Below are 23384 nucleotides of genomic sequence, written 5' to 3'. Positions count from 1 at the left end.
ACCATGGCGAACGACACCGAGAACCCCGCGACCGCCGACCCCGAGAACGCCGACGGCGTGCGCGGCGACACCGCCCGCGAGGCGATCGCGGCCCTGGCCAGGGCCTACGGCGACGCCGCGGCGGCCGCCGACCTCGACGGCTTCCTCGCGCTGTACGACGACGACGTCGTCGTGCACGACCTCTTCAGCCCCGCTCCCATCGTGGGCAGCGCCGCGTGGCGTCTCCAGGTCACCGACTGGTTCGGCGACCTCGGGGAGGACGACCGCAACGTGGCCGAGATCGACCCGCTGACGGTCCACGTCGCCGGCGACCTCGCGACGGCGTTCGGCCGGGTCCGCTACGCCGTCGTCGAGCCGGACGGCTCCGAGCGGTACGGCATGTGGAACCGCCTCACGTGGCTGATCCGCCGCGGCGACGACGGCGCGTGGCGCGTGCTGCACGAGCACACCTCGGTCGCGCTGGACCCGAAGACCTCGGCGCCGCAGTTCGGCTGAGCGCCGGCTCCGCTGTCGCTCAGCGCGGGTCGTCGTCCCGGTGCGCCAGCCGGGTGAGCAGCGCGGCGAGCTGACGGCGGTCGTCGTCGTCCAGCGGTTCGAGGAACCGCCGCGCGGCGTCGCCCCACGAGCGCTCCACGGCGCCGTGCTCCTGCAGCCCCGCGGCCGTCGGGACGACCTCGGTCGCCCGGCGGTCGCTCGCGCTCGGCCGGCGCTCGACGAGCCCGCGCGCCACCAGCCTGTCCACCACCTCGGTCGCCGAGCGCGGAGCGATGCGCAGCGCCGTCGCGAGATCGGCGAGGCGGGGGGCGACGGCCGCGTCGTCGTCGCCCGCGGCGCGGGAGTCGGCCGAACCCTCCGCGGGCCCGCACGCGCGCACGACCACCCGCAGCGCCCGCGACTCGTGCGGCGACAGGTCGTGCGCCGCGAGGCCCTCGCCCCAGGTCCGGCGCAGCGCGCGCGCCGCCTCGAGGATCAGATCGGCCTCGGGCACGCCCGTGCGCGCGAACGCCGTCGGGCGCGCGGCGGGGTCCGCACGAGCGGCGCCCACCCCGCTCTCGTCGTGATTCATGACACCCACACTAGCGCGGCAGCCTCATAGTGAGGTAACCTCAGCATATGACACCGACGAGATGAGGTCCCCATGACCACCACCCCCACCACGAGCTCACGCGGCAACGACGCCGCCCCCCGCACCTCCGCCGCCCGCACGGCCGGCGGCAAGTCCGGCACGTCCGGGCCGTCCGGCCACCCCGGAGGCCGCGGTGAGCCCGCGCGCCGCGACCCGGCCGACCTCGCCCAGCTCGAGGCCCACCCGGTCTCCTACCGCCGCATCGGCGGCCTGTTCTCCCCGCACCGTCCGCGCCTGGCGGTCGTCGTGCTGCTCATCGTCGCGTCCTCGGCGGTCGGCCTGGCCACCCCGTTCCTCACGCGCGAGATCATCGACATCGCCCTCCCGAACCAGGACCTGAGCCTGCTGCTGCGCTGCGTCCTCGCGCTCGTCGCCGTCGCCGCCGCCACCGCCGTCATCGGCGTGCTGCAGACCTGGCTCTCGACCGGCGTCGGGCAGCGCATCATGCACGACCTGCGCACGCGGCTCTTCTCCCACCTGCAGCGGCAGGACCTCGGCTTCTTCACCCGGACGCGAGCCGGCGAGGTCACCTCGCGCCTGACGAACGACATCGCGGGCGTCCAGAGCGTCGTCACCTCCTCCGCCACGACGGCGGCCGCCAACGTCACCACCGTCGTCGGCACGCTGATCGCGATGCTCGCGCTCAGCTGGCGGCTCACGCTCATCTCGCTCGTGGTCGTCCCGCCGGCGATCTGGGTCAGCCGCAAGGTCGCCTCGATGCGGCGCGAGGTCACGGCGCGCCGCCAGGCGGCGCTCGCGGACCTGCACGGCCAGATCGACGAGTCCCTCTCGATCAGCGGCATCACGCTCGCCAAGACGCTCGGCAGCGGTCCCGCCCTGGCGGCCCGGTTCACCGACTCCTCGCGCGGCATGCTCGGCCTCGAGGTCGCGGCGCAGCTCGCCGGTCGCTGGCGCATGGCCACGATGTCGATCATCTTCGCGGCCATCCCCGCGATCCTGTACCTGGCGGCGGGCCTGCCCGCGACGTCGGGCGGCATGACCATCGGCACGCTGGTGGCGTTCACCGCGCTGCAGGGTGCGCTGTTCCGCCCGCTCACGGGACTCCTCGACGTCGGCGTGCAGCTCACCGCCTCGACCGCGCTGTTCTCGCGCCTGTTCGAGCACATGGACCTGCCCGTCCTCATCGACGACCCGGCCGAGCCCGTGCCGTTCGCGGCCGTCGCCGGCGCCGTGGCGTTCGACGACGTCACCTTCCGCTACCCGGGTGCCGCGCGCGACGCCGTCGCCCACGTCAACCTGAGCGTGCCGGCCGGCGGCCACCTGGCTCTGGTCGGCGCGACCGGATCCGGCAAGACCACGCTGTCCTCGCTCGTCCCGCGCCTGCACGACGTGACGTCCGGCGCCGTCCGGATCGACGGCGTCGACGTGCGCGACGTGACGCTCGCGGACCTGGCCGCCGCGGTCGGCGTCGTGTCGCAGGAGTCCTACCTGCTGCACGCGAGCATCGCGGACAACCTGCGCGCGGCGAAGCCGGACGCGTCCGACGCCGAGATCGAGGCGGCGGCCCGCGCGGCGCGGCTGCACGACGTCGTGACGGCGCTCCCCGACGGCTACGACACCCTGGTGGGCGCGCGCGGCCACCGGTTCTCCGGCGGGGAGCGTCAGCGCGTGGCCATCGCCCGCACCCTGCTGCGCGACCCGCGCGTCCTCGTGCTCGACGAGGCCACCTCCGCGCTCGACAACACGACCGAGCGCGCCGTGCAGGAGGCGCTCGACGTCGTCGCGCGCGGCCGCACGACCATCACGATCGCGCACCGCCTCTCGACCGTGCGCGACGCCGACGTCATCGCCGTCCTGGGTGACGGCCGCGTGGTGGAGCAGGGCACGCACGCGGAGCTGCTCGCGCGTGACGGTGCGTACGCCCGCCTGTGGCGCGACGCCGGAGCTGACGCGACGCTCGCCGCCTGACCTCGCGGCTCACCCCCGGCCGACCCACCCCGCCCGGTCCCACCCCCAGGCCGAGAGTGCGCACGGCTGCTCCATCCGCTGGACGGAGCAGCCGTGCGCATTCTCGGCGAGGCCGGTGGGACGAGCGCGATCAGGCGGTGGCCGCCAGGGCCTGCTCGACGGCGGAGACCTCGTCAGCGGTCAGGTCGGGCGCCGACCCGGCCGCCACCGTGCCGAGCAGCTGCTCCACGGAGGAGGCCCCGACGATCGCGGACGTCACGCGTCCGCCGCGCAGCACCCAGGACAGCGCGAGCTGCGCGATGCTCTGGCCGCGACCCTCCGCGATCGGCGCGAGCGCGCGCACCTTGGCCAGGCGGTCCGGCGCCAGGTTGTCGCTGCTGAGGTAGCGCCCGTCCTTGCCGACGCGCGAGTCCTCGGGGATCCCGTCGAGGTAGCGCGAGGTCAGCAGACCCTGCTCGAGCGGGGAGAAGACGATGGAGCCCACGCCCTCGGCGTCGAGCACGTCCTGCAGGCTGCGCGCGTCGGCGCTGTCGTGCGCCCCCGGCTCCTCGATCCAGCGGTCGAGCATCGAGTAGCGCGGCTGGTGCAGCGTCAGCGGGGTTCCGAGGTCGCGCAGGATCTCCGACGCGCGAGCGGTGTCGGCGGCGTTGTAGCTCGAGATGCCGACGTACAGCGCCTTGCCCGAGCGGACGATGTGGTCGAGAGCGCCCATCGTCTCCTCGAGCGGCGTCTCGGGGTCGCGGCGGTGGGAGTAGAAGACGTCCACGTAGTCCAGGCCCATGCGCTGCAGGGACTGGTCGAGCGAGGAGATCAGGTACTTGCGCGAACCGCCGTCGCCGTACGGGCCGGGCCACATGTCGTAGCCGGCCTTGGAGGAGATGAGCAGCTCGTCGCGGTACGGGCGCCAGTCGGCCGCGAAGTGGCGGCCAAAGCTCGCCTCCGCCGCGCCGTAGGGCGGGCCGTAGTTGTTGGCGAGGTCGAAGTGCGTGACGCCGTGGTCGAACGCGGCGCGCAGCATGTCGCGCTGCGTGCGGCGGTCGTTGGTGTCACCGAAGTTGTGCCAGAGCCCGAGGGAGATGCGGGGCAGCTTGAGCCCCGAGGTCCCGGAGCGGGCGTAGGTCATGCGCGAGTAGCGGTCGTCGTCGGCCTGGTAGGCGGGATGGATGTCCACGCCCCGATCGTAGGTCGGCGCGCGCCGGAGCACCCGGTGACGAGGAGCTGCGTCCGGCGGATGTCCGTCGGCCTACCCTGGGCAGATGCCCTCGTTCACCGTCGTCATCCCGTGGCGGCCCGCCCCGACCCGCGTCAGCTCCTTCGAGGTGCTGACGCGGTGGTACGCCGACCACGTTCCCGAGGCGACGGTCAGGACGATCGACACCGACGACGACGTCTTCGTGCTCGCCGCATGCCGCAACCGCGCCGTGGCGTCGGTCGGGCCGGACGACGTCGTCGTGCTCAACGACGCCGACACGATCCCCGAGGTCGGCCCGCTGCGCTCAGCGGTGGCAGCGGCACGCACGAGCGGACGGGTGCACCTGCCGTACACGGCCTACCACTGGCTCGGCGCCCGGGGCACCGCCCAGCTGACGTCGGGCCGGGCGGCCGCGGACTGCGACTTCGAGCTCGTCAACGGCGCCTGCTCCGGCGTGTACGTGACGACGCCGGAGACCTGGGCCGCGCACGGGGGCCAGGACGAGCGCTTCCGCGGCTGGGGCTTCGAGGACGCCGCCTGGTACCTCGCGCACGGGACCGTGCTCGGTGAGCCGCCCGTGCGGCACGAGGGCCGCGTCTACGCGCTGCACCACCAGGCCGAGGTGCGGGCCGGGGAACGCTACGACGCCAACGCCGCGCTGATGGAGCGCTACCGCGCCGCGGCGGGCGACGCCGAGGCGATGGCTCAGCTCGTGGGCGTCGGGTCCGCCGAGGGCGTCGTCAGCAGCTCGTAGGCGATCCGCGGGCCGCCGCGCTCCGCCTGGGAGGCGGCGGCGCCGTCGAGCAGCGCACGACCGGGGGCGGGGAGGTCCCGCACGGCCCGCAGCGCCTCGGCGAGCTCGTCGACGGTCGCCGTGTTCGGGGCCAGGGCCAGGCCGGCGCCCGCGCGCTCGACGGCCTCGGCCCCCGCGAACTGGTCGGTCGAGAACGGGAGCACCAGCAGGGGCACGCCCTGCCCGAACGCCTCGGTCACGGAGTTGTTGCCCCCGTGCGTGACCGTGAGGCGCGCCCGCCCGAGCAGTCGCACCTGCGGCAGGTAGTCGCGCACGAGCCAGTCCGCAGGGATCGGCCCGAGCTCCGCGGGGGGCGTGGACCCCGTGGCGATCGCGGCCCGCAGCCCGATGCTCCGCAGCGCCTGCGCCACGCGTGCGAGCACGTCGCCGCGGACCGAGAGGAAGCTGCCGAAGCTGACGTAGGCGTAGTCGCCACCCGCCGCGATCCACCGGTCGACCTCGTCGTCCGGTGACTCCGTGCGCCGGGTCGAGCCGAGGAACGCGTGCGGCGGGAGGAGGCGGCCGTCACCCGCCGCGAGCTCGGCCGGGTAGTTGTACAGGACCGTGGCGCCGTGCTCGGCGAATGCGTCCGCCGTCGGCGTCGCGGCCGGATCGAGGGCGACGGCGGCCCGGTTCCACTCGGCCGTGAACCGCGCGGACACGTCGTGGCACAGCGCCCGCAGCTCGTCGAGCGCGGCCGCGTCCGGGGTGAACGACGTCGGCCAGAACGGTGGGAACCCGTACACCTCACCGGCGACGGGGAGCGCGCTCGGGTGCCCGAGCACGACGTCGCCGTAGGCGATGCCTGCCGTCTGCAGCGCGACGCGCGCGCTGAAGGCCAGGTGGTCGACGAGGATCGCGGTGGGCCGGACCTCCTCGACGGCGGCGAGCACGCGGCGGCCCACCGTGACGGGGTCCCACATCAGGTCGGTCAGGCGCTCGGACGCCTGGTAGCGCAGCGTCTCGACCATGCCGCGGCGCGTGGCGTCGAAGAAGCCGCGGAGCGAGGCCGACTCGTCCTTCGGCTGCTCGTCCGCCGAGATCACGCGCGCGTTGCTGCCCCGGCCGAGCGGCAGGTCCAGGCGTTCGAGGCCGAACTCGCGCACGATCGGGGCGGTCGCCGGACCCGTCGCGACGACGACCCGCTCGCCCGCGTCCCGCCACGCGGTCGCGAGCGTGGCCAACGGCAGGAGGTGCGAGGCGTAGTCGGGGCTGATGACGAGCAGGGTCACAGGGTCACCCCGGCGGCGCGGACCAGCTCGGCCTCCTCGGCGACCACGTCCCGGTAGACCGGGCCGAGCGCCGTCGCCATCGCCTGGATGGTGAAGCTGCTCCGCACCATCGCGTGCGAGCGCTCGGCGCGCCGGCCGCTCCCGCCCCGCTCGCCCTCGGCCTGCGCGGCGACGTCGAGCGCCGCGGCCGTCGCCGACTCGAGCAGCGCGGCGTCCCACGTCCGGGTGAGCACGCCCGTGACGCCGTCCTCGACGTACGTGGCGGGGCCGCCACCGTCGGGCGCGACGACCATCAGGCCCGTCGCCATCGCCTCGAGCAGCGCGATGCCGAACTCCTCCTTGAGGCTCGCGCAGACGTACACGCCGCCGGGGGCCGTCAGGCCCGGCATCCCGAACCGCACCGCCGCGAGCCACTGCGCCGCGACGTCGTTGCGCCGGTGCCCCGCGAGCAGGAGCCCGCGCTCGCCGCGCGCACCCACGGGAACGGCGCGGTCGATGCGCTCGAGCTGCTCCCGCTCGTCGAGGGAGGGGTGCTCGAGGTCGCCGCCGACGACGAGGAGGTTCGCCCGGTCGTGCAGCGGGCCGCGCGCCCAGGACTCCACCAGGGTGGCCATGCCCTTGACCCGGTGCAGTCGGCCGACGGTCACGATGATCGGCAGCGCCCGACGCTCGGGCGACAGGTCCTCCACGAGCGCGCGCAGCTCGGCGACGGCGCCGCGGGCCGGCGCGCCACCGGCGTGCTCGCGGGCGGCCGCGACGGCGCGGTCCACGACCTCGAGGTCGACGCCCTCCGCGACGATCGTGTGGCGCTCGGGGTGGGAGGCGATGTCGATGCCGACGAGCTGGAGCATGTCGCGCTGCAGCTCGGGCCGGGGGAAGAGCACGGTGTGCGCGGCGTTGGAGGCGAGGTTCTGCACGAGCCGGGTCCGGAACCAGTAGTGCTCGAGGAGGTCGACGTCGCCGAAGCGCTCGCGCGTGAGGGCGCCCGACCGGTCGGTCGACTGGATGACGCCGTGCGGGTCGGGCGCCACCGTGAAGACCACCGGGATGCCGAGCTCGCGGGCGACGTCGGCGGCGGCGAGGCTGCCGACGTCGGCCATCCGCAGGTGCAGGAGATCGACCCGCCCGGCGGCACGCAGGAGGCGCCGGATGCCGCGCCGCGCCGTCACGCGCAGCGGCCAGGCCGCCGCCGACGGCATGGGGTCGACGAGCAGCGGCACGTGACCGTAGGTGTGCCCGGCCCGGCCGCGGCCCAGGTCGAGGAGGTCGTCGGTCGCCTGGGCGACGGGGCCGCGCGAGAGCGTGATGACGCTCCGGACGCCGGTCGACGGATCGGTCACGAGGGCGTCGCCGAGACGGACGAGGAGCGTCGCGATGCCGCCGTTGTCGCCGGCACCGGCGGAGCTGAGGGAGGGGTCGATGTCGGCGTGCAGGAAGAGCTGGGCGACGGTCAGACCGTCGCCGTCGACCGCCGCGGGTGCGGGCATCTCGGCCAGGTCGACGAGCGCGAGCCGCGCCACCTCGGCGAGCAGGCCGTCGCCGCCCACCAGGTCCTCGAGCGGCTCGACGATCCCGGGCGCACCCGGCCGCTGGCCGAGCGCGGAGACGGCCGCGATGCGCACGTCGTCGTGCTCGCGCGCGTCGACGGCGATCCGCAGGAGCGCGCGCGTGGCCACCTCGGGGCGGACCAGGCCGAGCGTCTCCACGAGCCGGGCGCGGGGCGCGGGGTCCACGACGCCCAGGAGGGCGGCCTCGAGCGCGACGGCGAGCGTCTCGGCCGACGACGTCGACCACTGCTCGAGCGTGCGCTGCGCCAGCATCCCGGTGAAGCCGCCGGCTGCCACGAGCGCGATGAGACGCGCCATAGCGTCGGGACGGGGAAGTCCCGAGCCGAGGGCCCAGGCGGCGTGCTCGCGGATCGTCGCCCGCTCGTCCCACAGGAGTCCGCCGAGCATGCGTGAGGCCTGGTCGTCGAAGACCTCGGCCAGGGCGTGCACGGCCGCGATGGCCGCGACCTGGTCGGAGCCGGCGATGGCACCGCCGAGGACGCGCAGGGTGCGGACGCCGGGGTCGCGTCCGGCCTCGAAGGCGAGATCGTCCGCGAGCCGCATGGCGTCGACGATCCCGGGGGCCCGACGCACCGCGTCGAGAGCCGTCTGCACGCCCATGGAACTCCCTCATCCGTCACCCCGGTCCGGGCGAGCACCTGATCGTATGACGGCGCCGTCGGGCGGGCGAGACGGCGCGGCCGCCGTCGCTCACGGTGGTCACGCGTGCCGGGGACGCGCTCCGCTGGCCTAGCGTTGTCCCGGCCGTTCGAGAGATGCGAGGAGTTCCGTGAGAGTGCTGATGATCGGTGACGTGGGTGTCATCGACGACATGATCCACATCGGTGACGAGGCGATGTTCGAGGCGGCCGGCGACGAGCTGACCGCCCGCGGCGCCGTCGTCACCGGCATCTCCTCCGTTCCGCAGGAGACCACCGCCAGGTACGGGATGCCGGCGGTGGGACGGATCGGGTTCGACGGCCTCGGCCGCGAGGCCGCCGAGGCGCGGCTCGCGGCGGTCTGGGAGATCGCGGCCGGCCGCCCGGCCCTGGCGGCGGAGGATCCGGCGCTCGCGGTCGTCGACGCCGTCGCGGCGGCCGACGGCGTCGTCGTGGCCGGCGGCGGCAACCTCGCCTCGACGTGGCCGCTGCACGTCTACGAGCGCGCGGCCCTCGGCGGGATCGCCGCGCGGACGGGGACGCCGCTGGTCGTGTCCGGGCAGACGCTCGGACCCTCTCTCACGGGGCGGGATCGCGACCTCGTGGCCGGGCTCCTGCGCGAGGCGCGGCTGGCCGGCGTCCGGGAGGCGGCGTCCCACCGGCTGGCGGCCGATCTCGGTGTCCGGGCCCGGCTCGGCGTCGACGACGCCTCGTTCGTCGGCCTGCCCGGTGCGTCGGGCGCGTCGGGTGCGTTCGGGGTGTCAGCGTCGACGGCGGAGCGCACCGGGGTCCTCGTCAGCCTCTCGCTGTCGCTCGGCGGCGCTCCCCGGGACGAGACCGTCGCCCGCATCGCGACCCTCGTGGACGAGGCGGTCGACGCGGTCGGCGCCCCCGCGCGGTTCCACGCGCACTACGGACCGCTCACCGGCGGCGCACCCCGCGGTGACGCCGTCCTGCACGAGGAGGTGCGCGCCCGGATGCGGACCGCCTCCAGCGTGGTGCCGTCAGGGGACTCGCGGTCCTCGGCGCAGCTCGCCCGGTCCTCGGCGCTGCTCATCACCGGGCGTTACCACCCCGCGGTGTTCGCGGCGCCGGGCGGGGTGCCCGTGCTCGGTCTCGTCACCGACGAGTACACGGCGACCAAGCAGCGTGGCGCGCTCGCGCACTGGGGGCAGGACGCCGTCGTGCCGATCACGGCCGCGGACTCGGGCGGCGTGGCGCAGCTGCACGCTCTCGTGCGGCGTCGCGAGGAGATCGCCGAGGAGGCCGCCCGCCGGCTGCCGCCGCATCGCGCCGACACCGCGGCGTGGTGGGACGAGATCGCGGCGGCGTTCAGCTGACGGGCGCCGGCGAGGCCGGTCCGATCAGGACTGCGTGAACCAGACCGACAGCGTCACGGCGGTGAACGAGGCGACGACGAGGCCGAGCCACAGCACGTCCCGCGCGTCGGGGCGGTGCGAGGGGCGCGGTGCCGGAGGGGCGGCGGCACCGTCGTCGTCCGTCGCGCGCTCGTCGGCCACGGGCGACGCCGTCGACGTCGCGTCGGCGGCCGCTCCCGGACCGAACAGCGCCTCGAGGCCCTCGCCCTCGGTCGCTCCCGCCGTCCCGACCTCGGCCTCCTCGCCCGTCGCCACCACCGGGGGCGGTACGGGCACCGTCTCGGTCACGTCGCGCGCGGTCGCGAACGGAACGGTCTCGGTCACGTCCGGCCCGTCGGCGAGCGCGACCCCGCCGCCACCGGGGACCGCGGGCGGCACCGGTGCGACGCCGTCGCCCGCCGCCGCGGTCGAACGAGCAGCCGCCCCGCCCCGCGGCGGCAGGGTGTCCTCGTCGATCTCGTCCGCCGGGACGCGCGGCACGGTGTCGAGCAGCGTCGCGGCGTCGGGGAAGGCGTCGAGCAGCACGGCGCGGGCGCTGCCGTCGAGCTGCGCCTGACCGAGCGAGGCCCCGACCACCACGGCGGGTTCGGGCACGACGTCATCGTTCTGCTCGAGGTCGGGATCGTGCACGTCGGCCACGATGACGGTCACGTTGTCGCGCGTGCCGGCGCGCAGCGCTCCCCGCAGCAGGCTCCGCGCGGCGTCGAGCGGCGACCCGTCCACGAGCGAGGTCACGAGCGCCTCGTGCGTGACGTAGTCCGAGAGCCCGTCGCTGCACAGCAGGACGCGGTCGCCGGCGCGGATCTCGTCGGTCACGGAGACGTCGGGCAGGTCGTCGCTCGTGTCGTCGATGGAGCGCAGGATGACCGAGCGGTAGGGGTGGTTGCGCACCTCGGCCGGGTCGAGCCGTCCCGAGTCCACGAGCCGTTGGACGTGGGTGTGGTCGGTCGTGATCTGGACGACCTCGCCGTCCCGCACGCGGTAGATCCGCGAGTCGCCGACGTGGGTGAGGATGACGCCGTCGGGCCCGACACCGAGGCCCACCAGCGTGGTGCCCATCCCCTCCATCTCGTGGTCGGCCTGGGACATGCTCCGCAGCGCGCCGCGCGCCGTGCGCGCGGCCTCGGTGACGGCGTCGACCGTGATCTCGGCCCCGGGGGCCAGGAGGCGGCTGAGGGAGTGCATCACGACGGCGGAGGCGACCTCCCCGGCGGCGTGCCCACCCATGCCGTCGGCGAGCGCCAGCAGCTCGCAGCTGGCCAGCGCGGAGTCCTCGTTGTTCGTGCGCACGGTACCGACGTCGGTCAGCGCTGCGAAGGAGAACGAGTTCATGGTGGCAGACATTCTCCTACACCCCGGGGGGTCAGACGAGATTCCGCTTCTGCAGGTAGCGCAGCGCGAACCAGCCGAGCGGGACACGGCCCCAGAACGTCAGGAGTCGGAAGACGAACGCCGTGGCGAGCGAGGCCGCCGTCGCGACGCCCGCGGCGGTGAGACCCGCGGTGAGCGCGCCCTCGACGGCGCCGATGCCACCCGGGGTCGGGACCGCGGAACCGGCGGTGTTCGAGACCAGGTAGACGATGGCGAGCGTGGTGAGCGGGATGCTGGCGCCGAACGCGTGCAGCGTGAGACCGAAGGCCGCGATGTAGCCGACCGTCATGATGACGTTGCCGAGCAGCCCGATCAGCAGGCGGCCGGGCTGGCCCACGACCCAGACCAGGCGCGGCCAGATCTGCTTGAGCGTGGGCGTGATCTTCGCCAGCACCCAGCGGCGAAGGCGGGTGACGGCGAGGGCGGAGCCCACCAGCACGACGACCACGAGCGCCCCGATCAGCACGGCGCCCGACGGCAGCTGGTCCAGCGCGCCGGAGGAACCGGTGATCAGTGCAACCACGATGAGGAGCAGGACCGTGGTGACGAACTGCGAGATCTGCACGAGCGCGACCGTCGCGAGCGCCATCGGGGTGTCGAGGCGCTGCTTCTGCATGAACCGCAGGTTGAGTGCCGCGGGTCCGACGCCGGCCGGGGCCACGAGGGCGACCACCGAGGCGGCGATCTGGACGAGCGTGGTGCGCCAGAGCGGGATGGTGACCGGCGAGAACGCCTTGAGCGTCATGGCTGAACCGAGGTAGGTCGACAGGCCCAGCACGAAGGCAGCCGCGAGCCACCACGGGTTCGCCTCCCGCACGAACCCGATCATCTGGGTGATGTTGATCGAGGTCAGCAGGATGACGACGGCGACGACGGCGACCGTCACCGTGACGATCGTGCGCACCGAGAACCGGCGCAGCTGCATCGGGGGTGCGTCGGCCGCCGTCGGGATCACCCGCACGAGCAGCTCCTGCACCTCCTTGAGGACGGCGCGGTTGCGGCGCGCGTCCGCGCGTGTCCGCTCGGGCAGAGCGACGGGCTGCAGGATCGGTGCGATCGAGGCGAGCTGCGGCTGGTTGAGGTTGCGGTTGGCGCTCGCCATGGCTCGTTCCGAGCCGACCCGCAGCGCGAGCAGCGCGAGCACGTGCGTGAGGTCGAGGCGGCGGGCGAGCGACGGCGAGGCGATCTCGCCCTCGATCCAGCCGGCGAGCCAGACGCGGTCGCCGGCGTCGATGAGGATCGCCTGGTCGTCCAGCTCGCGGTGCGCCAGGCCGGCGGCGTGCGCGATCCTGACCTGCTCCCAGATCCGGTCGAGCACGCGGTCGGTGAGGCGGCGGGTCTGGATGTCGCCGAACGTCTCCGACCCGGTCACGTGCTCCGAGACGAGGACGGCGCTGCCCTGCTCCGTCGCGATGCCGCGCAGCTTCGGCGTCCGCACGCCCGCGGACTCGGCGGCGTAGGACAACAGGCTCGCACGCTCGACCGAGGCGCGCAGGGAGACGCCGGTCCGGCGCTGCAGGCCGCGCAGGCGGACCGCCCTCCAGAACGTGGCGAGCGCGCCGAGGACCTGGCGGTCGTCGTCGAGCACGCCGACGTCCCAGACCCTGCCGTCGACGTCGCGCACCGAGTAGATGCGGTTCTCGCCCTCGTCCTCGCCGACGACGGCGGAGGCGGTGCGCAGCTCCGGCCGCGGGGTCTCGCCCTGGCGGCGGGAGCCGAACGGGTTGGACATCGACGAGCCGGTCGACCCCGCGACGGCGGGGCGCTCGGCGGTCTCGCGCATCCGCTCGACGTCCTGCTCGCTCAGCTCCCACGTGGCCGTGGTGCGCGGGTCGCGGCCGGTGTGGGCGGACGTCGGGGGGCCGGCGGGGGTGGTGGCGGGTGCGGGCGGAGCGGGCGGAGCGGGCGGGGCGGTCGCCTCGGCCGCGGTCCTGCCGCTCTCCTCCGCCGGGTGGCCCTCCGCCTCGTCCACCTCGGCCAGCGCACGCTCGACGGCGTCGCTCGCCGTCTCCGACTCCGAGCGGTACCCGATGGGGGCGTCGGTCGTGATGCGCGTGGGCTCGACGTCGAGCATCGGCTTGCCGTCCACGACGCGCGTGACCGCGACGGGATCGATCCCGGCCCGCCGCAGCGCCCGCAGGAGCGACTCGCCGTAGGCGCGATCGCCCAGCACGCCGGTGACGTAGCGGACGACCAGGCCGAGCGTGCGGCCCAGCAGCACGGAGGCGAGCGCGCCGGGGAGGGTGATCCCGCCGCGCAGGACGAGGAGCACGAGCGTGACCCAGAGGAGGTTCCAGGTCCAGGCCACCAGGCCGCGGCGGTCGGTCGCGGCGACGATTGTCAGGAACGCGGTGAGCGCCGCGATGAGCGGGACCAGGGTGACGCCGCCCGGCGTCGCGACGCCGTCGACCAGCACGTCGGGACCGACGGCGTTCAGGAGCCAGACGGCACCCGCGGTGACGAGCCCGGCGATCAGCGAGGCCGCCATCGCCTCGGCCACGAGCCGCAGCTGCCGCCGGAAGAGGCGTTCGATCCCGATGACGATCGGCAGGAGGAACGTCACGACGCCCTCGAGCAGGTTCACGGGCGCCAGCAGCACGCTCTGGAGGGTGCCGGGGATGGCGCCTCGGACGTCCTCGGTGACGCCCTCGGTCGTCGCGTGCGCGAACACCGCGAGGAGCAGCACCAGGGCGATGCCGACGGTGGTGACGACGGCGGCGACCAGGTCGCCCGGACGCCGGATGCGGTAGACCGGCAGGTCGATGACCTCGACCGTGCGGTCGGGTGGCGGGCTGGGGCGGACGGGGGCCGGGAGGCGCGCGGCGATCTCGGCCGTGTCGTGGTGGAGCGGCGGCTCGGGGTCCGGCTGAGGTTCGGGTGCGGCCGGCTCTGCCGGCGGGGCCGGCTCCTCGGGTGCGACCGACGGATCTGTCGCCGCCCGCGCGAGCTCGGCCGGATCGAGCCGCTGCGTCCGCTGGTACCCGGGCACGTCGGAGGTGGTGATGCCCTCGTCGGGCGTGCCCGGCGCCCCCGGATCCTGCCTCTCGCTCACCCGGCGAGTCTAGGTCGCGGCGGGGGTGTGCCGGGGGAGGTGGTCATCCGACGCCGAGCGCCGTCAGCCAGGCCTCCGGCAGGAGGGAGTAGCCCACGAACGCGACCACGTCGATCAGGGTGTGGGCGACGACGAGCGGCAGCACGCGCCGACCCCAGCTCGGCCTCAGGTAGTACCAGGCGAAGAGCACGCCCATCGCGACGTTCCCGATCGCCATGCCCGGACCCTGGTAGAGGTGGTAGCTGCCGCGCAGGACGGCGCTCGCGACGATGATCGCCGCGACTCCCCAGCGCAGGTCCTTGAGCCGCTCCGCGAGGTAGCCGACGACGACGACCTCCTCCAGGAATCCGTTCGCCAGCGCCGCCAGGATCAGCACGGGGACGGTCCACCAGAAGGCGTCGAGGGTCGCCGGCCGCACCTCGACCGTGACGCCGAGCGCGCGCCCCAGCGCGTAGACACCGAGTCCGGGGATGCCGACGGCGGCGGCCAGGCCGAGTCCGTGCAGCAGGTCCCGCCCGGGGCGCGCGAGGTCGAGGCCGATGCGACGCGCCGCGCTGCGGCCGTTGGCCGACAGCAGGTACAGCGCCAGCAGGGCCGGGAGCGCCAGGAACACGAGGCGGCGCAGCTGGTAGAGGAGGTCGAGCCAGGGGCGCTCGTTCTGCGTGACGTTCAGCGACGCCGACTGCTGCGCCAGCGGGACGTCGATCGTGTAGCGGTCGATCAGGTTGAGGACGGCGAGCGTCGCGCTGCCGAGGATCGCCACGCCCAGGACGAGCCAGATCTCCTGGCGCAACCGCCGGCGTCGGGCATCGGCGGACACCGGGACCTGCGAGACCAGCGGGGACGTTTCGCTCACCCCTGCGTTCTACCACCTCGGCCGGGGCGAGGTCGGCGCTCTCCCTGGACGTCTCCTGGGTGCGGGACGAGGGGGCCCGCGACCACCACCACCCACCCCTTGACGCAGACTAGTTTGCAATGCAAACCTAGCGGTATGACCTCGATTCCCAGCCACGACGACGACGCGGCCCTCGACCCGAGGCTCGCCGCCCAGATCCTCGGCGACGGCGGGCGCATCGGCGACCGCCTGAGCCCCGACCCCCGGATCCTGTTCGGAGTCTGGGGGATCGCCTGGTTCGTCGGCTTCGGCGCCCTGTGGACGACGGCGCGCACGGCGACCGACGTGCAGCCCGCCGGCTGGGCGTTCGCCGTCTTCTACGCGCTGCTGGCGACGGCCGTCGTCGTGACGATCGTGCACGTCACGCGACGTTCGCGCGGTCTCCGGGGGACCAGCGCGACCACCGGGTCGATGTACGGCTGGTCCTGGCTCGTGGCCTTCACCGTCGTCGGCCTCGTCCTGGGAGCGCTCGGTCGCGCGGACACCGATCCCGCCGTGATGGGGATCGTCTCGACGGCGCTGCCGTGCCTCGTCGTCGGCACCCTGTACATGGCGGGGGCGGCGACCTACCGGGACTGGTCGTGGTTCGCGCTCGGCGCGTGGATCGCCGTGATGGCGGGGATCGGGGCGATGACGGGCATGCCGTCGATCTACCTCGTGATGTCGGTCGCGGGCGGCGGCGGTCTCCTGGTGGGCGCGTTCGCGTGCCACGTCGCAGGCCGCCGCGGCCGGGGGCGGCCGTGACCGAGCTCGACCCCGTGATCCACGCACCCGCCCGGCTGCGGATCGTCGTCGCGCTCGCCGAGCTCGACCGGGGCGACGTCCTCGCGTTCCCCCGCCTGCGCGAGGTCCTCGCGATGACCGCCGGCAACCTCTCCACCCACCTGCGCAAGCTCGAGGACGCCGGCTACGTGGTCGTCACCAAGACCCACGAACGACGCACCCCCGTCACCTATCTCGCCCTGTCCGACACCGGAAGGACCGCGCTCGACGGCTACCGCCACGCGCTGTCCGCCATCCTGGGAGGCTCCCGATGAGACCGACGACCGCCACGCCCGCCGCGACGCTCGAGGGAGTGACGCGCACGTTCGACGCCGTCACGGCGCTCGACGACGTCACGCTCACGCTCGAGGAGGGTCAGCTGATCGGCATGCTCGGCCCGAACGGGGCCGGGAAGTCGACCCTGCTGAGCCTCGTCTCCGGTCTGCGGCGTCCCTCGCGCGGCACCGTACGGCTCTTCGGCGGGGACCCGCGCGACGCCGCCAACCGGATCCTGCTGGGCACCACGCCGCAGGAGACGGGCCTGCCGTCCACGCTGAAGGTGCGCGAGGTCGTCGACTTCGTCGGCGGCCACTACCCGGCCCCGATGGCGACCGGCGAGCTGATGGAGATGTTCGGCCTGACCGATCTCGCCTCGCGCCAGACCGGCGGGCTGTCGGGCGGGCAGCGGCGCCGCCTCGCCGTCGCGCTCGCGATCGTGGGCCGTCCGCGCCTCGTGCTGCTGGACGAGCCGACCACGGGTCTCGACGTCGACGCCCGCCGCATCCTGTGGGACGCCGTGCGCGGCTACCACGCCAGCGGCGCGTGCGTCGTGGTCACGAGCCACTACCTCGAGGAGATCGAGGCGCTCGCGGAGAGGGTCGTGGTGATCGACGGCGGCCGCGTGCTCGCCGACGACGACCTCCCCGCCATCCTCGCCAGGGTCGGGGCCAGGCACGTGCGCCTCACGCTCGAGCACCCCGCCGACGTCGACCGCCTGCGCGACCTGCCCTCGGTCGTGGACCTGTCGCAGCAGGACGGTCGGACCTCGGTCCTCACCGCGGACTCCGACGCCGTCGTGCGCGAGCTCGTCCGCCGCGACGTGGCCTTCTCGGGCCTCGAGGTCCGTGGCGCCAGCCTGGAGGAGGCCTTCCTCGCCATGACCGAGCGCGAGAGCGCGACCCAGGGAGCGACCCGATGAGCACCACGGCCACCACGTCCCCCTCCGGCGGCGCCCGGAGCCCGCGCACCGCGACCCCCGCCGGTGCGCGGCCCGTGGCGTTCCTGCGCCTCGTCGGGCTGCACGTCCGCGCCCAGTTCCTCGAGACCGTCCGCGTCCCGGTCGCCGTGATCAGTGCGGCGCTCTTCCCCGCGCTAGCCGCGTTCTTCTTCGTGGTGCCCAACGAGGCGGTGGCCGGCGACCCGCTCTTCGCCACCCAGGCGATCTCGCAGCTGGGCGTGTTCGCGGTCATGTCCGCGTGCCTGTTCACGCACGGCACGGGTGTGGCCGAGGACCGCGGTCAGCCGTTCGACGGCTACGTCCGCACGCTGCCGGCCGGGGCCGCGCCGCGGCTCGTGGGCCGGGTGCTGAACGGCCTGTGCTTCACCGCCATCTCGATCGTGCCGCTGGCCCTCGTCGGGGTGTTCTTCACGGACGCGACTCTTCCCGCGCTGCGGCTCGTGGTGGCGGTCGGTGCCGTGCTCGCGATCGCGGTGCCGTTCACGCTCCTGGGGCTCGCCATCGGCTACTCCCTGACGTCGAAGGCCGCCATCGCCGTCGTCCAGGTGGTGCTGTTCCCGCTCGCGTTCGCCGGCGGCCTCTTCCTCCCGCCGGACATGTTCCCGGGCTGGCTCGACGCCGTCTCCACGGGCCTGCCCAGCCGCGCGGCGCGCGAGGTCATGGTGCTCGCCACGACGGGCGAGGTCGGCTACGGCTACGCCGTCCCGGTGTTCCTGGCGTGGGTGGCCGTGTTCGCCGCGATGGCCGTGGTCGCCTACCGCAACGACGAGGGCCGCCGCTTCCGCTGACCGGCCACCCGCGCCGCCCCGCCGTACGATCCGTCCCCCACGGGCGACGGCCGTTGCGGCAGGATGCGAGCACTCCACCCGGACCCGGGGGAGCCACTCACGACCGGCGGAGGACGACGTGGGACGACGGACGGCGGCCCTCACGGGCTCGGTGCTCATGCTCACCGCGGGACTCGTGACGATCCCGCCCGCCGCAGCGTGCGGCTGCGGCGACTTCGCGCTCCCGGAGGACGGCGAGGGTGGCATGGACGTGGTCGGCGAGCAGGCGATCCTGTCGCTCGTCGACGGCACGCAGCGCGTCCAGATCGCGCTCGACGCCGACTCCGACCTGGCTGACGCCGCCCTCGTCGTGCCGACGCCCACCCCCGCGACCGCCGCACTGGGCGACGCCGAGGCGTTCGACGCGCTCGCCGAGATCAGCGCCCCGCAGCGCGAGGAGGTCTCCGTCTGGTGGCCCGACTGGGGTTCGGGAGGCGACGGCGCGGCCGGTGCCGCACCGGGCGGCTCGCCCGGCGTCGACGTCTTCCAGGAGGTGACGCTCGGGCCGCTCGAGGTCGCGAGCCTCGGCTCCGCCGACCTGGACGGGCTGCTGTCCTGGCTCGACGAGCGCGGTTACGCCCTCTCCGAGCAGCTCGCCGCCGCGATGGGTGCCTACGTGGAGGAGGGCTGGTCGTTCGTCGCGATCAAGCTGTCACCGGAGGGCGAGGCGCTCGACGGCGAGATCCCGCCCGTCGACCTGACGTTCGCCAGCGACGAGCTGGTCTATCCGATGCGGCTCTCCGCCGCCGCGGACGTCGCGCAGCAGGTGCGGACCTACGTCGTCGCCGACCGGCGGATGGACCGGGCCGACGGCGGGGTCAACTATGACGTCCTCTACGCCGGCCCGCTCGGACAGGCCGCGCATCCCGCGCTGGAGACGTGGGGCGAACCCTTCGGACAGGACGCCTACGTCACCGCGGTCGAGCAGACGTTCGTCGACCCCGCGGCCGACATCACGTCGGACTTCATGTTCGCCGCCTCCGAGCAGGGCGACGTTCAGCGCACCTACCGGGTCGAGGTCGACCGCATGGTGGGGCCGATCCTGGCCGGCCCGGCGTTCGTGGCGATCGGCATGGTCGTGCTCGGCGCCGTCGGGACCCTGGCACGGGTGGCCCGACGGCGCCGCACCGCCGTCAAGGAGCCGAGCGCAGCCGCAGGGAGTTCGTCACCACGATGACCGAGCTGGCCGCCATCGCGGCCCCCGCGATCATCGGGTTGAGCAGCCCCAGCGCCGCCAGCGGGATCGCCGCGACGTTGTAGGCGAAGGCCCAGAACAGGTTCTGCCTGATCACGCGCAGCGTGCGGCGCGACAGCGCGATCGCCGTCGGGGCGCTGCGCAGGTCGCCCCGCACGAGCGTGAGGTCGCTCGCCTCGATCGCGACGTCGGTGCCCGTCCCCATCGCGAGACCGAGATCGGCCTGGGCCAGCGCGGCGGCGTCGTTCACGCCGTCGCCGACCATCGCGACCACGTGCCCCTCGCGCTGCAGCCGCTCGACCTCGCGCACCTTGCCCTCGGGCAGCACGCCCGCGACGACGCTCTCGATCCCGACCTGCGCCGCGACCGTCCGGGCCGCGGCCTCCGCATCGCCCGTGAGCAGCACGGGCGTGATGCCGAGCGCCACGAGCTGCGCGACGGCGTCGCGCGAGGTCGGCTTGAGCTCGTCCGCCAGCGCGATGACGCCGACGGCGGTGAGCGCTGCGTCGCCGTCGGACCCGAGCGCCAGCACCACCGTGGTGGCGCCGGTCGCCTCGAGGCGGGCGACGGCGCGCGTCACCTCGTCCGGGACGCGCGCCTGCTCGGCGATCCACGCGGGCCGCCCGACGGCGGCGCGAGCGCCGTCCGCGAGCGTCGCCGTGACGCCGAATCCGGCGGCCGCGGCGAAGTCCTCGACCTCGGGCAGCGGCGTGCCGGGGGCGTCGGCCCGGGCCGCCGCGACGACGGCGCGCGCGATCGGGTGCTCCGACGGCGCCTCGAGCGCGCCGGCGAGGGCGAGCACGTCGGCCCGCTCGACGCCGCTCGCGACGACCTCGGTGACGGCCATCCGCCCCGCGGTGATCGTGCCGGTCTTGTCGAGCACGGCGACGTCGACCCGGCGCGTGGCCTCGAGGATCTCGGGGCCCTTGATGAGGATCCCGAGCCGGGCGCCCCGGCCGGTGCCCACGAGCAGCGCCGTGGGGGTGGCGAGGCCGAGCGCGCACGGGCACGCGATGATCAGGACGGCGACGGCGGCCGTGAACGCCACCTGCACCTCCCCCGTGGTCAGGCCCTCCGGACCGCCGAGCGCGCCGATCGACAGCCACGTCCCCAGCGTCGCGAGCGCCAGCACGATCACGACGGGGACGAACACGGCCGAGATCCGGTCCGCGAGCCGCTGCACCGGAGCCTTGCCGGTCTGCGCGCGGGAGACGAGCCGCGAGATCTGGGCCAGCGCCGTGTCGGAGCCGACCCGGGTGGCGCGCACCAGCAGAGCGCCGGAGGTGTTGACCGTCGCGCCGGTGACGGGGTCGCCGGGAGCGACGTCGAGCGGCACCGGCTCACCCGTCAGCAGGGACGTGTCGACGGCCGAGCGCCCCCGCACGACCTCGCCGTCGGTCGCGACCTTCTCACCGGGGCGGACGGCGAACAGGTCGCCCACGACCAGGGTGGAGACGGGGACCTGGCGCTCGGTGCGGGCGCCGTCGGGACCGAGGGCGACGAGCGTCGCCTCCTTGGCGCCGAGCTCGAGCAGGCTGCGGAGCGCGTCGCCCGACGAGCGGCGCGCGCGGTGCTCGGCGTAGCGCCCGGCCAGCAGGAACGTCACGACGACGGCCGCGACCTCGAGGTAGAGCTCGGGCATCGCCCCGTGGTCGCCACCCAGACGCGGGACGAGCGTCGGCTCCATGCGCATGCCGATCATCCCGGCACCACCGAGCGTGATCGCCCACACCGACCACAGCGACGCGGCGATCACGCCGAGCGAGACGAGGGTGTCCATCGTCGAGGAGCCGTGGCGCGCGGCGCGGGCGGCGGCGACGTGGAACGGCCAGGCCGCCCAGGTCACGACGGGGAGCGCGAGCGCGAGGACGACCCACTGCCACGCGGGGAACTGCAGCGCGGGGACCATGGACAGCGCCACGACCGGCACCGTGAGGATCGAGGCGACGATCAGGCGACGCCGGAGCACGGCCCCGCGGTCGGCGACCGGGGCGGAGAGGTCGGCGGCGTCGTGGTCGGCGGCCGCGGTGCTCCCGTCGTTTCCGTGGTGGTGGCCAGCGTGCTCGACGTGGTCGGCGTGGCCGTCGTGCTCGGGCCGGATCACGGACGCGCGGTAGCCGGCGCTCGCGACGGCGGCCAGCAGCTCGTCGTCGGTGGCCGGCTCGGTCAGCACGACGTGCGCCTGCTCCAGCGCCAGGTTGACCTCGGCGGTCACGCCGGGCAGCCGCGACAGCTTGCGCTCGACGCGCGCGACGCAGCTCGCGCACGTCATCCCCTCGACGGCGAGGTCCAGCTCCGCGAGCGGCCGGGTCGGCCGAGGGTCGTGCACGGGGGCGGTCACGAGTCCTTCTCGGCCTCCTGCTCGCGCACCTCGGCGAGCTGGGCGAACTCCTGCGCGGCGCCGTGGCTGCTGATGCCGGTGACCTCGTACCCGGCCTCGTCGACGGCGGCGCGGAGCGCGTCCTGCGGCAGCTCGTCGTCGGAGAACAGCGTGACGTGCGACGTCCCGCCGTCGTGCAGCTCGACCGAGACGCGCTCGACGGCGTCGACCTTCTCGAGCTCGGTCGTGACGGCGGAGACGCAGTGAGCGCAGGTCATGCCGGTGACGTCGATGGTGGTGAGCGTGGTCATGGTGACTCCTGGTGTCGTGGGGTGTGGTGTGCGGGTGTGGTGCGTCGTGCCGGTCAGCTGCGCACGAGGCGGGCGATCGCGTCGGCCGCCTCGCGAACCTTCTCCTGCCCGGCCTCGGGCGAGGTGCGGGCGGCATCGACGACGCAGTGACCGAGGTGGTCCTCCACGAGGCCGAGGCTGACCGCCTGCAGCGCCTTGGTGACGGCAGAGACCTGGGTGAGGACGTCGATGCAGTAGGTGTCCTCCTCGATCATGCGCGCGATCCCGCGCACCTGACCCTCGATGCGGCGCATGCGCTTCGCGTAGTCGTCCTTGGAGCCTGAGTAGCCGGGCATGGTGCCTCCTTCGCCGTCGACTATACCCCCATGGGGTATCCACGCAAGGGGTCGGTCCCGGGTGATCACAAGTTCGTGACGATCTTGTGTGCGCGCGGGTCCCGTGTGCCGTGGGGGAGGCTTTGCCACCTACGGTGGGTGTCATGACTGTTCGCGCAGCCCGCACCGTCGCACGCGCTCGCCGGACCCGACGCACCCTGCTGTCGGCGGCCGTCCTGATCGCGGCGACCGTCGGCCTCGCGGGCCCGGCGTCCGCATCCGGTCCGGTGCTGGTGACGTCCGGCAACCTCGACATCTCGGCCGAGCGGGCCGTGATCAGCTGGGTCGACGGCCAGCAGCACATGCTGCTCCAGTACGACCTGCAGGGGCGGACCGAGTCGGCCGAACCCGCCGTCGTGCTGATCGCGACGCCCACCGCGCCGGAGCTCGCCATCGCCGACCCCGCCACGATGAGCGCGTTCGTGGACGCCTCCACCCCCGAGATCATCGAGGAGGAGCACTGGTGGCCCGACCTCCAGACGTTCCGCGGCGGGCAGGACGTGCCGGCGTGGCAGCGTCCCGAGGTGTCGCTCGCGCCGGCCGGAAACGAGGTCGCCCCCCACGCCGCGGGCGCCACCGCCGAGCAGATCACCGCGTTCTACACCGGCCTCGGGTACGAGCTCGACGAGCTGACCGTCCAGGCCCTGCAGACCTACACCTCCGCCGGCTGGACGATCTCCGAGATCACCGTCGACCCCGGTGAGGAGTCCCTCGACGCGCGCTCGACCCCGGTCGTCGACCTCCGGTTCGCCAGCCCGGTCGCGGTCGCGCCGGTGCTGCTCACGGTTGGCGGGTCGCTCCCCATGACCGTCAGCACCTACGTGCTCGGCCCCGAGCGGCTCGACCGCACGTCCATGCCGTCCTCCGCCGTCGTGCGCTTCTCCGGTCCGGTCACCGCCGCCGACGACCCGCTCCTGACGGACTGGGTGGCACCCTTCGGCGGCACCGCGGTCATGACGGTCGTGGACCAGTCGATCTCGCAGCCCGCACAGATCACCGACGACATCTACTTCGGCCCGTCGATCTTCGGGCCGGTCGAGGCCGGGACCGAGGTCGTCCGCGTCGAGCGCATCATCCTCGGCGTCCCGGCCGGTCTCGTGCTCGTGGCGGGCGGGATGCTCGTGGTCGCCGTCGCGGGCGTGACGATCTCGCGTCTGATGCAGCGCGGCTATCGCGACTGACG

20 protein-coding genes are annotated in these 23384 nt (G+C 74.4%); 10 read left to right on the top strand and 10 right to left on the bottom strand.

The features are described from left to right. Window positions 1-3: 3 nt before the first annotated feature. Window positions 4-495: a YybH family protein gene (locus tag SERN_RS14415; RefSeq protein WP_158292676.1), complete on the top strand. Its 492-nt coding sequence runs from the start codon at window positions 4-6 to the stop codon at window positions 493-495. Window positions 496-514: 19 nt separating this feature from the next. Here SERN_RS14415 and SERN_RS14410 read toward each other — a convergent pair whose 3' ends face one another. Next, window positions 515-1066: a MarR family winged helix-turn-helix transcriptional regulator gene (locus tag SERN_RS14410; protein WP_135850865.1), complete on the bottom strand. Its 552-nt coding sequence runs from the start codon at window positions 1064-1066 to the stop codon at window positions 515-517. Window positions 1067-1138: 72 nt separating this feature from the next. Between SERN_RS14410 and SERN_RS14405 the strand changes: the two genes are divergently transcribed. Beyond that, window positions 1139-3055 carry an ABC transporter ATP-binding protein gene (locus tag SERN_RS14405; protein ID WP_135850864.1) on the top strand — a complete coding sequence of 639 codons (1917 nt, stop codon included), beginning with the start codon at window positions 1139-1141 and terminating at the stop codon, window positions 3053-3055. Window positions 3056-3185: 130 nt separating this feature from the next. On the opposite strand, the gene SERN_RS14400 is transcribed toward SERN_RS14405, so the two are convergent. Then, window positions 3186-4178: an aldo/keto reductase gene (locus SERN_RS14400; protein ID WP_199241640.1), complete on the bottom strand. Its 993-nt coding sequence runs from the start codon at window positions 4176-4178 to the stop codon at window positions 3186-3188. Window positions 4179-4311: 133 nt separating this feature from the next. Here SERN_RS14400 and SERN_RS14395 point away from each other — a divergent pair, with 133 nt between their 5' ends. Next, the gene (locus SERN_RS14395) at window positions 4312-5001 is read left to right on the top strand and encodes a hypothetical protein (RefSeq protein ID WP_135850863.1); all 690 of its coding nucleotides are present in this window, start codon (window positions 4312-4314) and stop codon (window positions 4999-5001) included. Here SERN_RS14395 and SERN_RS14390 read toward each other — a convergent pair. Together SERN_RS14390 and SERN_RS14385 are read right to left on the bottom strand one after the other, a co-directional pair. Continuing rightward, window positions 4953-6272, bottom strand: coding sequence for a nucleotide disphospho-sugar-binding domain-containing protein (locus tag SERN_RS14390; RefSeq protein ID WP_135850862.1), 1320 nt, complete (start codon window positions 6270-6272; stop codon window positions 4953-4955). The two genes, SERN_RS14395 and SERN_RS14390, sit on opposite strands and share 49 nt — an antisense overlap. Further along, window positions 6269-8440, bottom strand: coding sequence for a glycosyltransferase (locus tag SERN_RS14385; protein WP_135850861.1), 2172 nt, complete (start codon window positions 8438-8440; stop codon window positions 6269-6271). Before SERN_RS14385 ends, SERN_RS14390 begins: the two co-directional genes overlap by 4 nt. Window positions 8441-8609: 169 nt before the next feature. On the opposite strand from SERN_RS14385, the gene SERN_RS14380 reads away from it, so the two are divergent. Then, window positions 8610-9818, top strand: a complete 1209-nt coding sequence (locus tag SERN_RS14380) for a polysaccharide pyruvyl transferase family protein (RefSeq protein ID WP_135850860.1) — start codon at window positions 8610-8612, stop codon at window positions 9816-9818. A 24-nt stretch (window positions 9819-9842) separates the two neighbouring features. On the opposite strand, the gene SERN_RS14375 is transcribed toward SERN_RS14380, so the two are convergent. The 3 genes from SERN_RS14375 to SERN_RS14365 are packed head-to-tail and all read right to left on the bottom strand — an operon-like array spanning window position 9843 to window position 15136. After that, window positions 9843-11189 carry a PP2C family protein-serine/threonine phosphatase gene (locus SERN_RS14375; protein WP_158292675.1) on the bottom strand — a complete coding sequence of 449 codons (1347 nt, stop codon included), beginning with the start codon at window positions 11187-11189 and terminating at the stop codon, window positions 9843-9845. Window positions 11190-11220: 31 nt separating this feature from the next. Beyond that, complete coding sequence (locus SERN_RS14370) at window positions 11221-14280, bottom strand: lysylphosphatidylglycerol synthase transmembrane domain-containing protein (RefSeq protein ID WP_135850858.1); 3060 nt, start codon at window positions 14278-14280, stop codon at window positions 11221-11223. A 43-nt stretch (window positions 14281-14323) separates the two neighbouring features. Continuing rightward, a complete protein-coding gene (locus SERN_RS14365) occupies window positions 14324-15136 on the bottom strand; it encodes a CPBP family intramembrane glutamic endopeptidase (RefSeq protein ID WP_233251727.1) in 813 nt (270 codons plus the stop codon). Window positions 15137-15271: 135 nt separating this feature from the next. Between SERN_RS14365 and SERN_RS14360 the strand changes: the two genes are divergently transcribed. The 5 genes from SERN_RS14360 (at window position 15272) to SERN_RS14340 (ending at window position 19178) form a co-directional block, all read left to right on the top strand. Beyond that, entirely contained in the window at window positions 15272-15919 is a 648-nt protein-coding gene (locus SERN_RS14360) for a hypothetical protein (protein ID WP_135850857.1), read from the top strand. Further along, entirely contained in the window at window positions 15916-16212 is a 297-nt protein-coding gene (locus SERN_RS14355) for a transcriptional regulator (protein ID WP_135850856.1), read from the top strand. Before SERN_RS14360 ends, SERN_RS14355 begins: the two co-directional genes overlap by 4 nt. Beyond that, window positions 16209-17135 (top strand): ABC transporter ATP-binding protein, encoded by a 927-nt coding sequence (locus SERN_RS14350; protein ID WP_135850855.1) that lies wholly within the window; start codon window positions 16209-16211, stop codon window positions 17133-17135. The genes SERN_RS14355 and SERN_RS14350 overlap by 4 nt, the downstream gene beginning before the upstream one ends. Next, the gene (locus SERN_RS14345) at window positions 17132-17962 is read left to right on the top strand and encodes an ABC transporter permease (RefSeq protein ID WP_135850854.1); all 831 of its coding nucleotides are present in this window, start codon (window positions 17132-17134) and stop codon (window positions 17960-17962) included. Before SERN_RS14350 ends, SERN_RS14345 begins: the two co-directional genes overlap by 4 nt. Window positions 17963-18080: 118 nt before the next feature. Next, window positions 18081-19178, top strand: a complete 1098-nt coding sequence (locus SERN_RS14340; RefSeq protein ID WP_135850853.1) for a DUF2330 domain-containing protein — start codon at window positions 18081-18083, stop codon at window positions 19176-19178. On the opposite strand, the gene SERN_RS14335 is transcribed toward SERN_RS14340, so the two are convergent. Genes SERN_RS14335 through SERN_RS14325 form a run of 3 tightly spaced genes read right to left on the bottom strand, consistent with a single transcriptional unit; the run spans window position 19135 to window position 22162 of the window. After that, on the bottom strand, window positions 19135-21537 hold the full coding sequence (locus tag SERN_RS14335; protein WP_135850852.1) for a heavy metal translocating P-type ATPase: 2403 nt from the start codon (window positions 21535-21537) through the stop codon (window positions 19135-19137). The genes SERN_RS14340 and SERN_RS14335 overlap by 44 nt on opposite strands. Beyond that, window positions 21534-21827 (bottom strand): heavy-metal-associated domain-containing protein, encoded by a 294-nt coding sequence (locus SERN_RS14330; protein WP_135850851.1) that lies wholly within the window; start codon window positions 21825-21827, stop codon window positions 21534-21536. The genes SERN_RS14335 and SERN_RS14330 overlap by 4 nt, the downstream gene beginning before the upstream one ends. A 53-nt stretch (window positions 21828-21880) precedes the next feature. After that, window positions 21881-22162 carry a metal-sensitive transcriptional regulator gene (locus SERN_RS14325; RefSeq protein WP_135850850.1) on the bottom strand — a complete coding sequence of 94 codons (282 nt, stop codon included), beginning with the start codon at window positions 22160-22162 and terminating at the stop codon, window positions 21881-21883. Between the two features lie 143 nt (window positions 22163-22305). Between SERN_RS14325 and SERN_RS14320 the strand changes: the two genes are divergently transcribed. Then, window positions 22306-23382 carry a DUF2330 domain-containing protein gene (locus SERN_RS14320; protein WP_135850849.1) on the top strand — a complete coding sequence of 359 codons (1077 nt, stop codon included), beginning with the start codon at window positions 22306-22308 and terminating at the stop codon, window positions 23380-23382. Window positions 23383-23384: the final 2 nt, after the last annotated feature.

It is taken from the genome of Serinibacter arcticus (genome assembly GCF_004786095.1).
Taxonomy (GTDB): Bacteria; Actinomycetota; Actinomycetes; order Actinomycetales; family Beutenbergiaceae; genus Litorihabitans; species Litorihabitans arcticus.
Note: the sequence above shows the minus strand (reverse complement) of the source record. Positions and strands in the feature narration are given on the sequence as shown.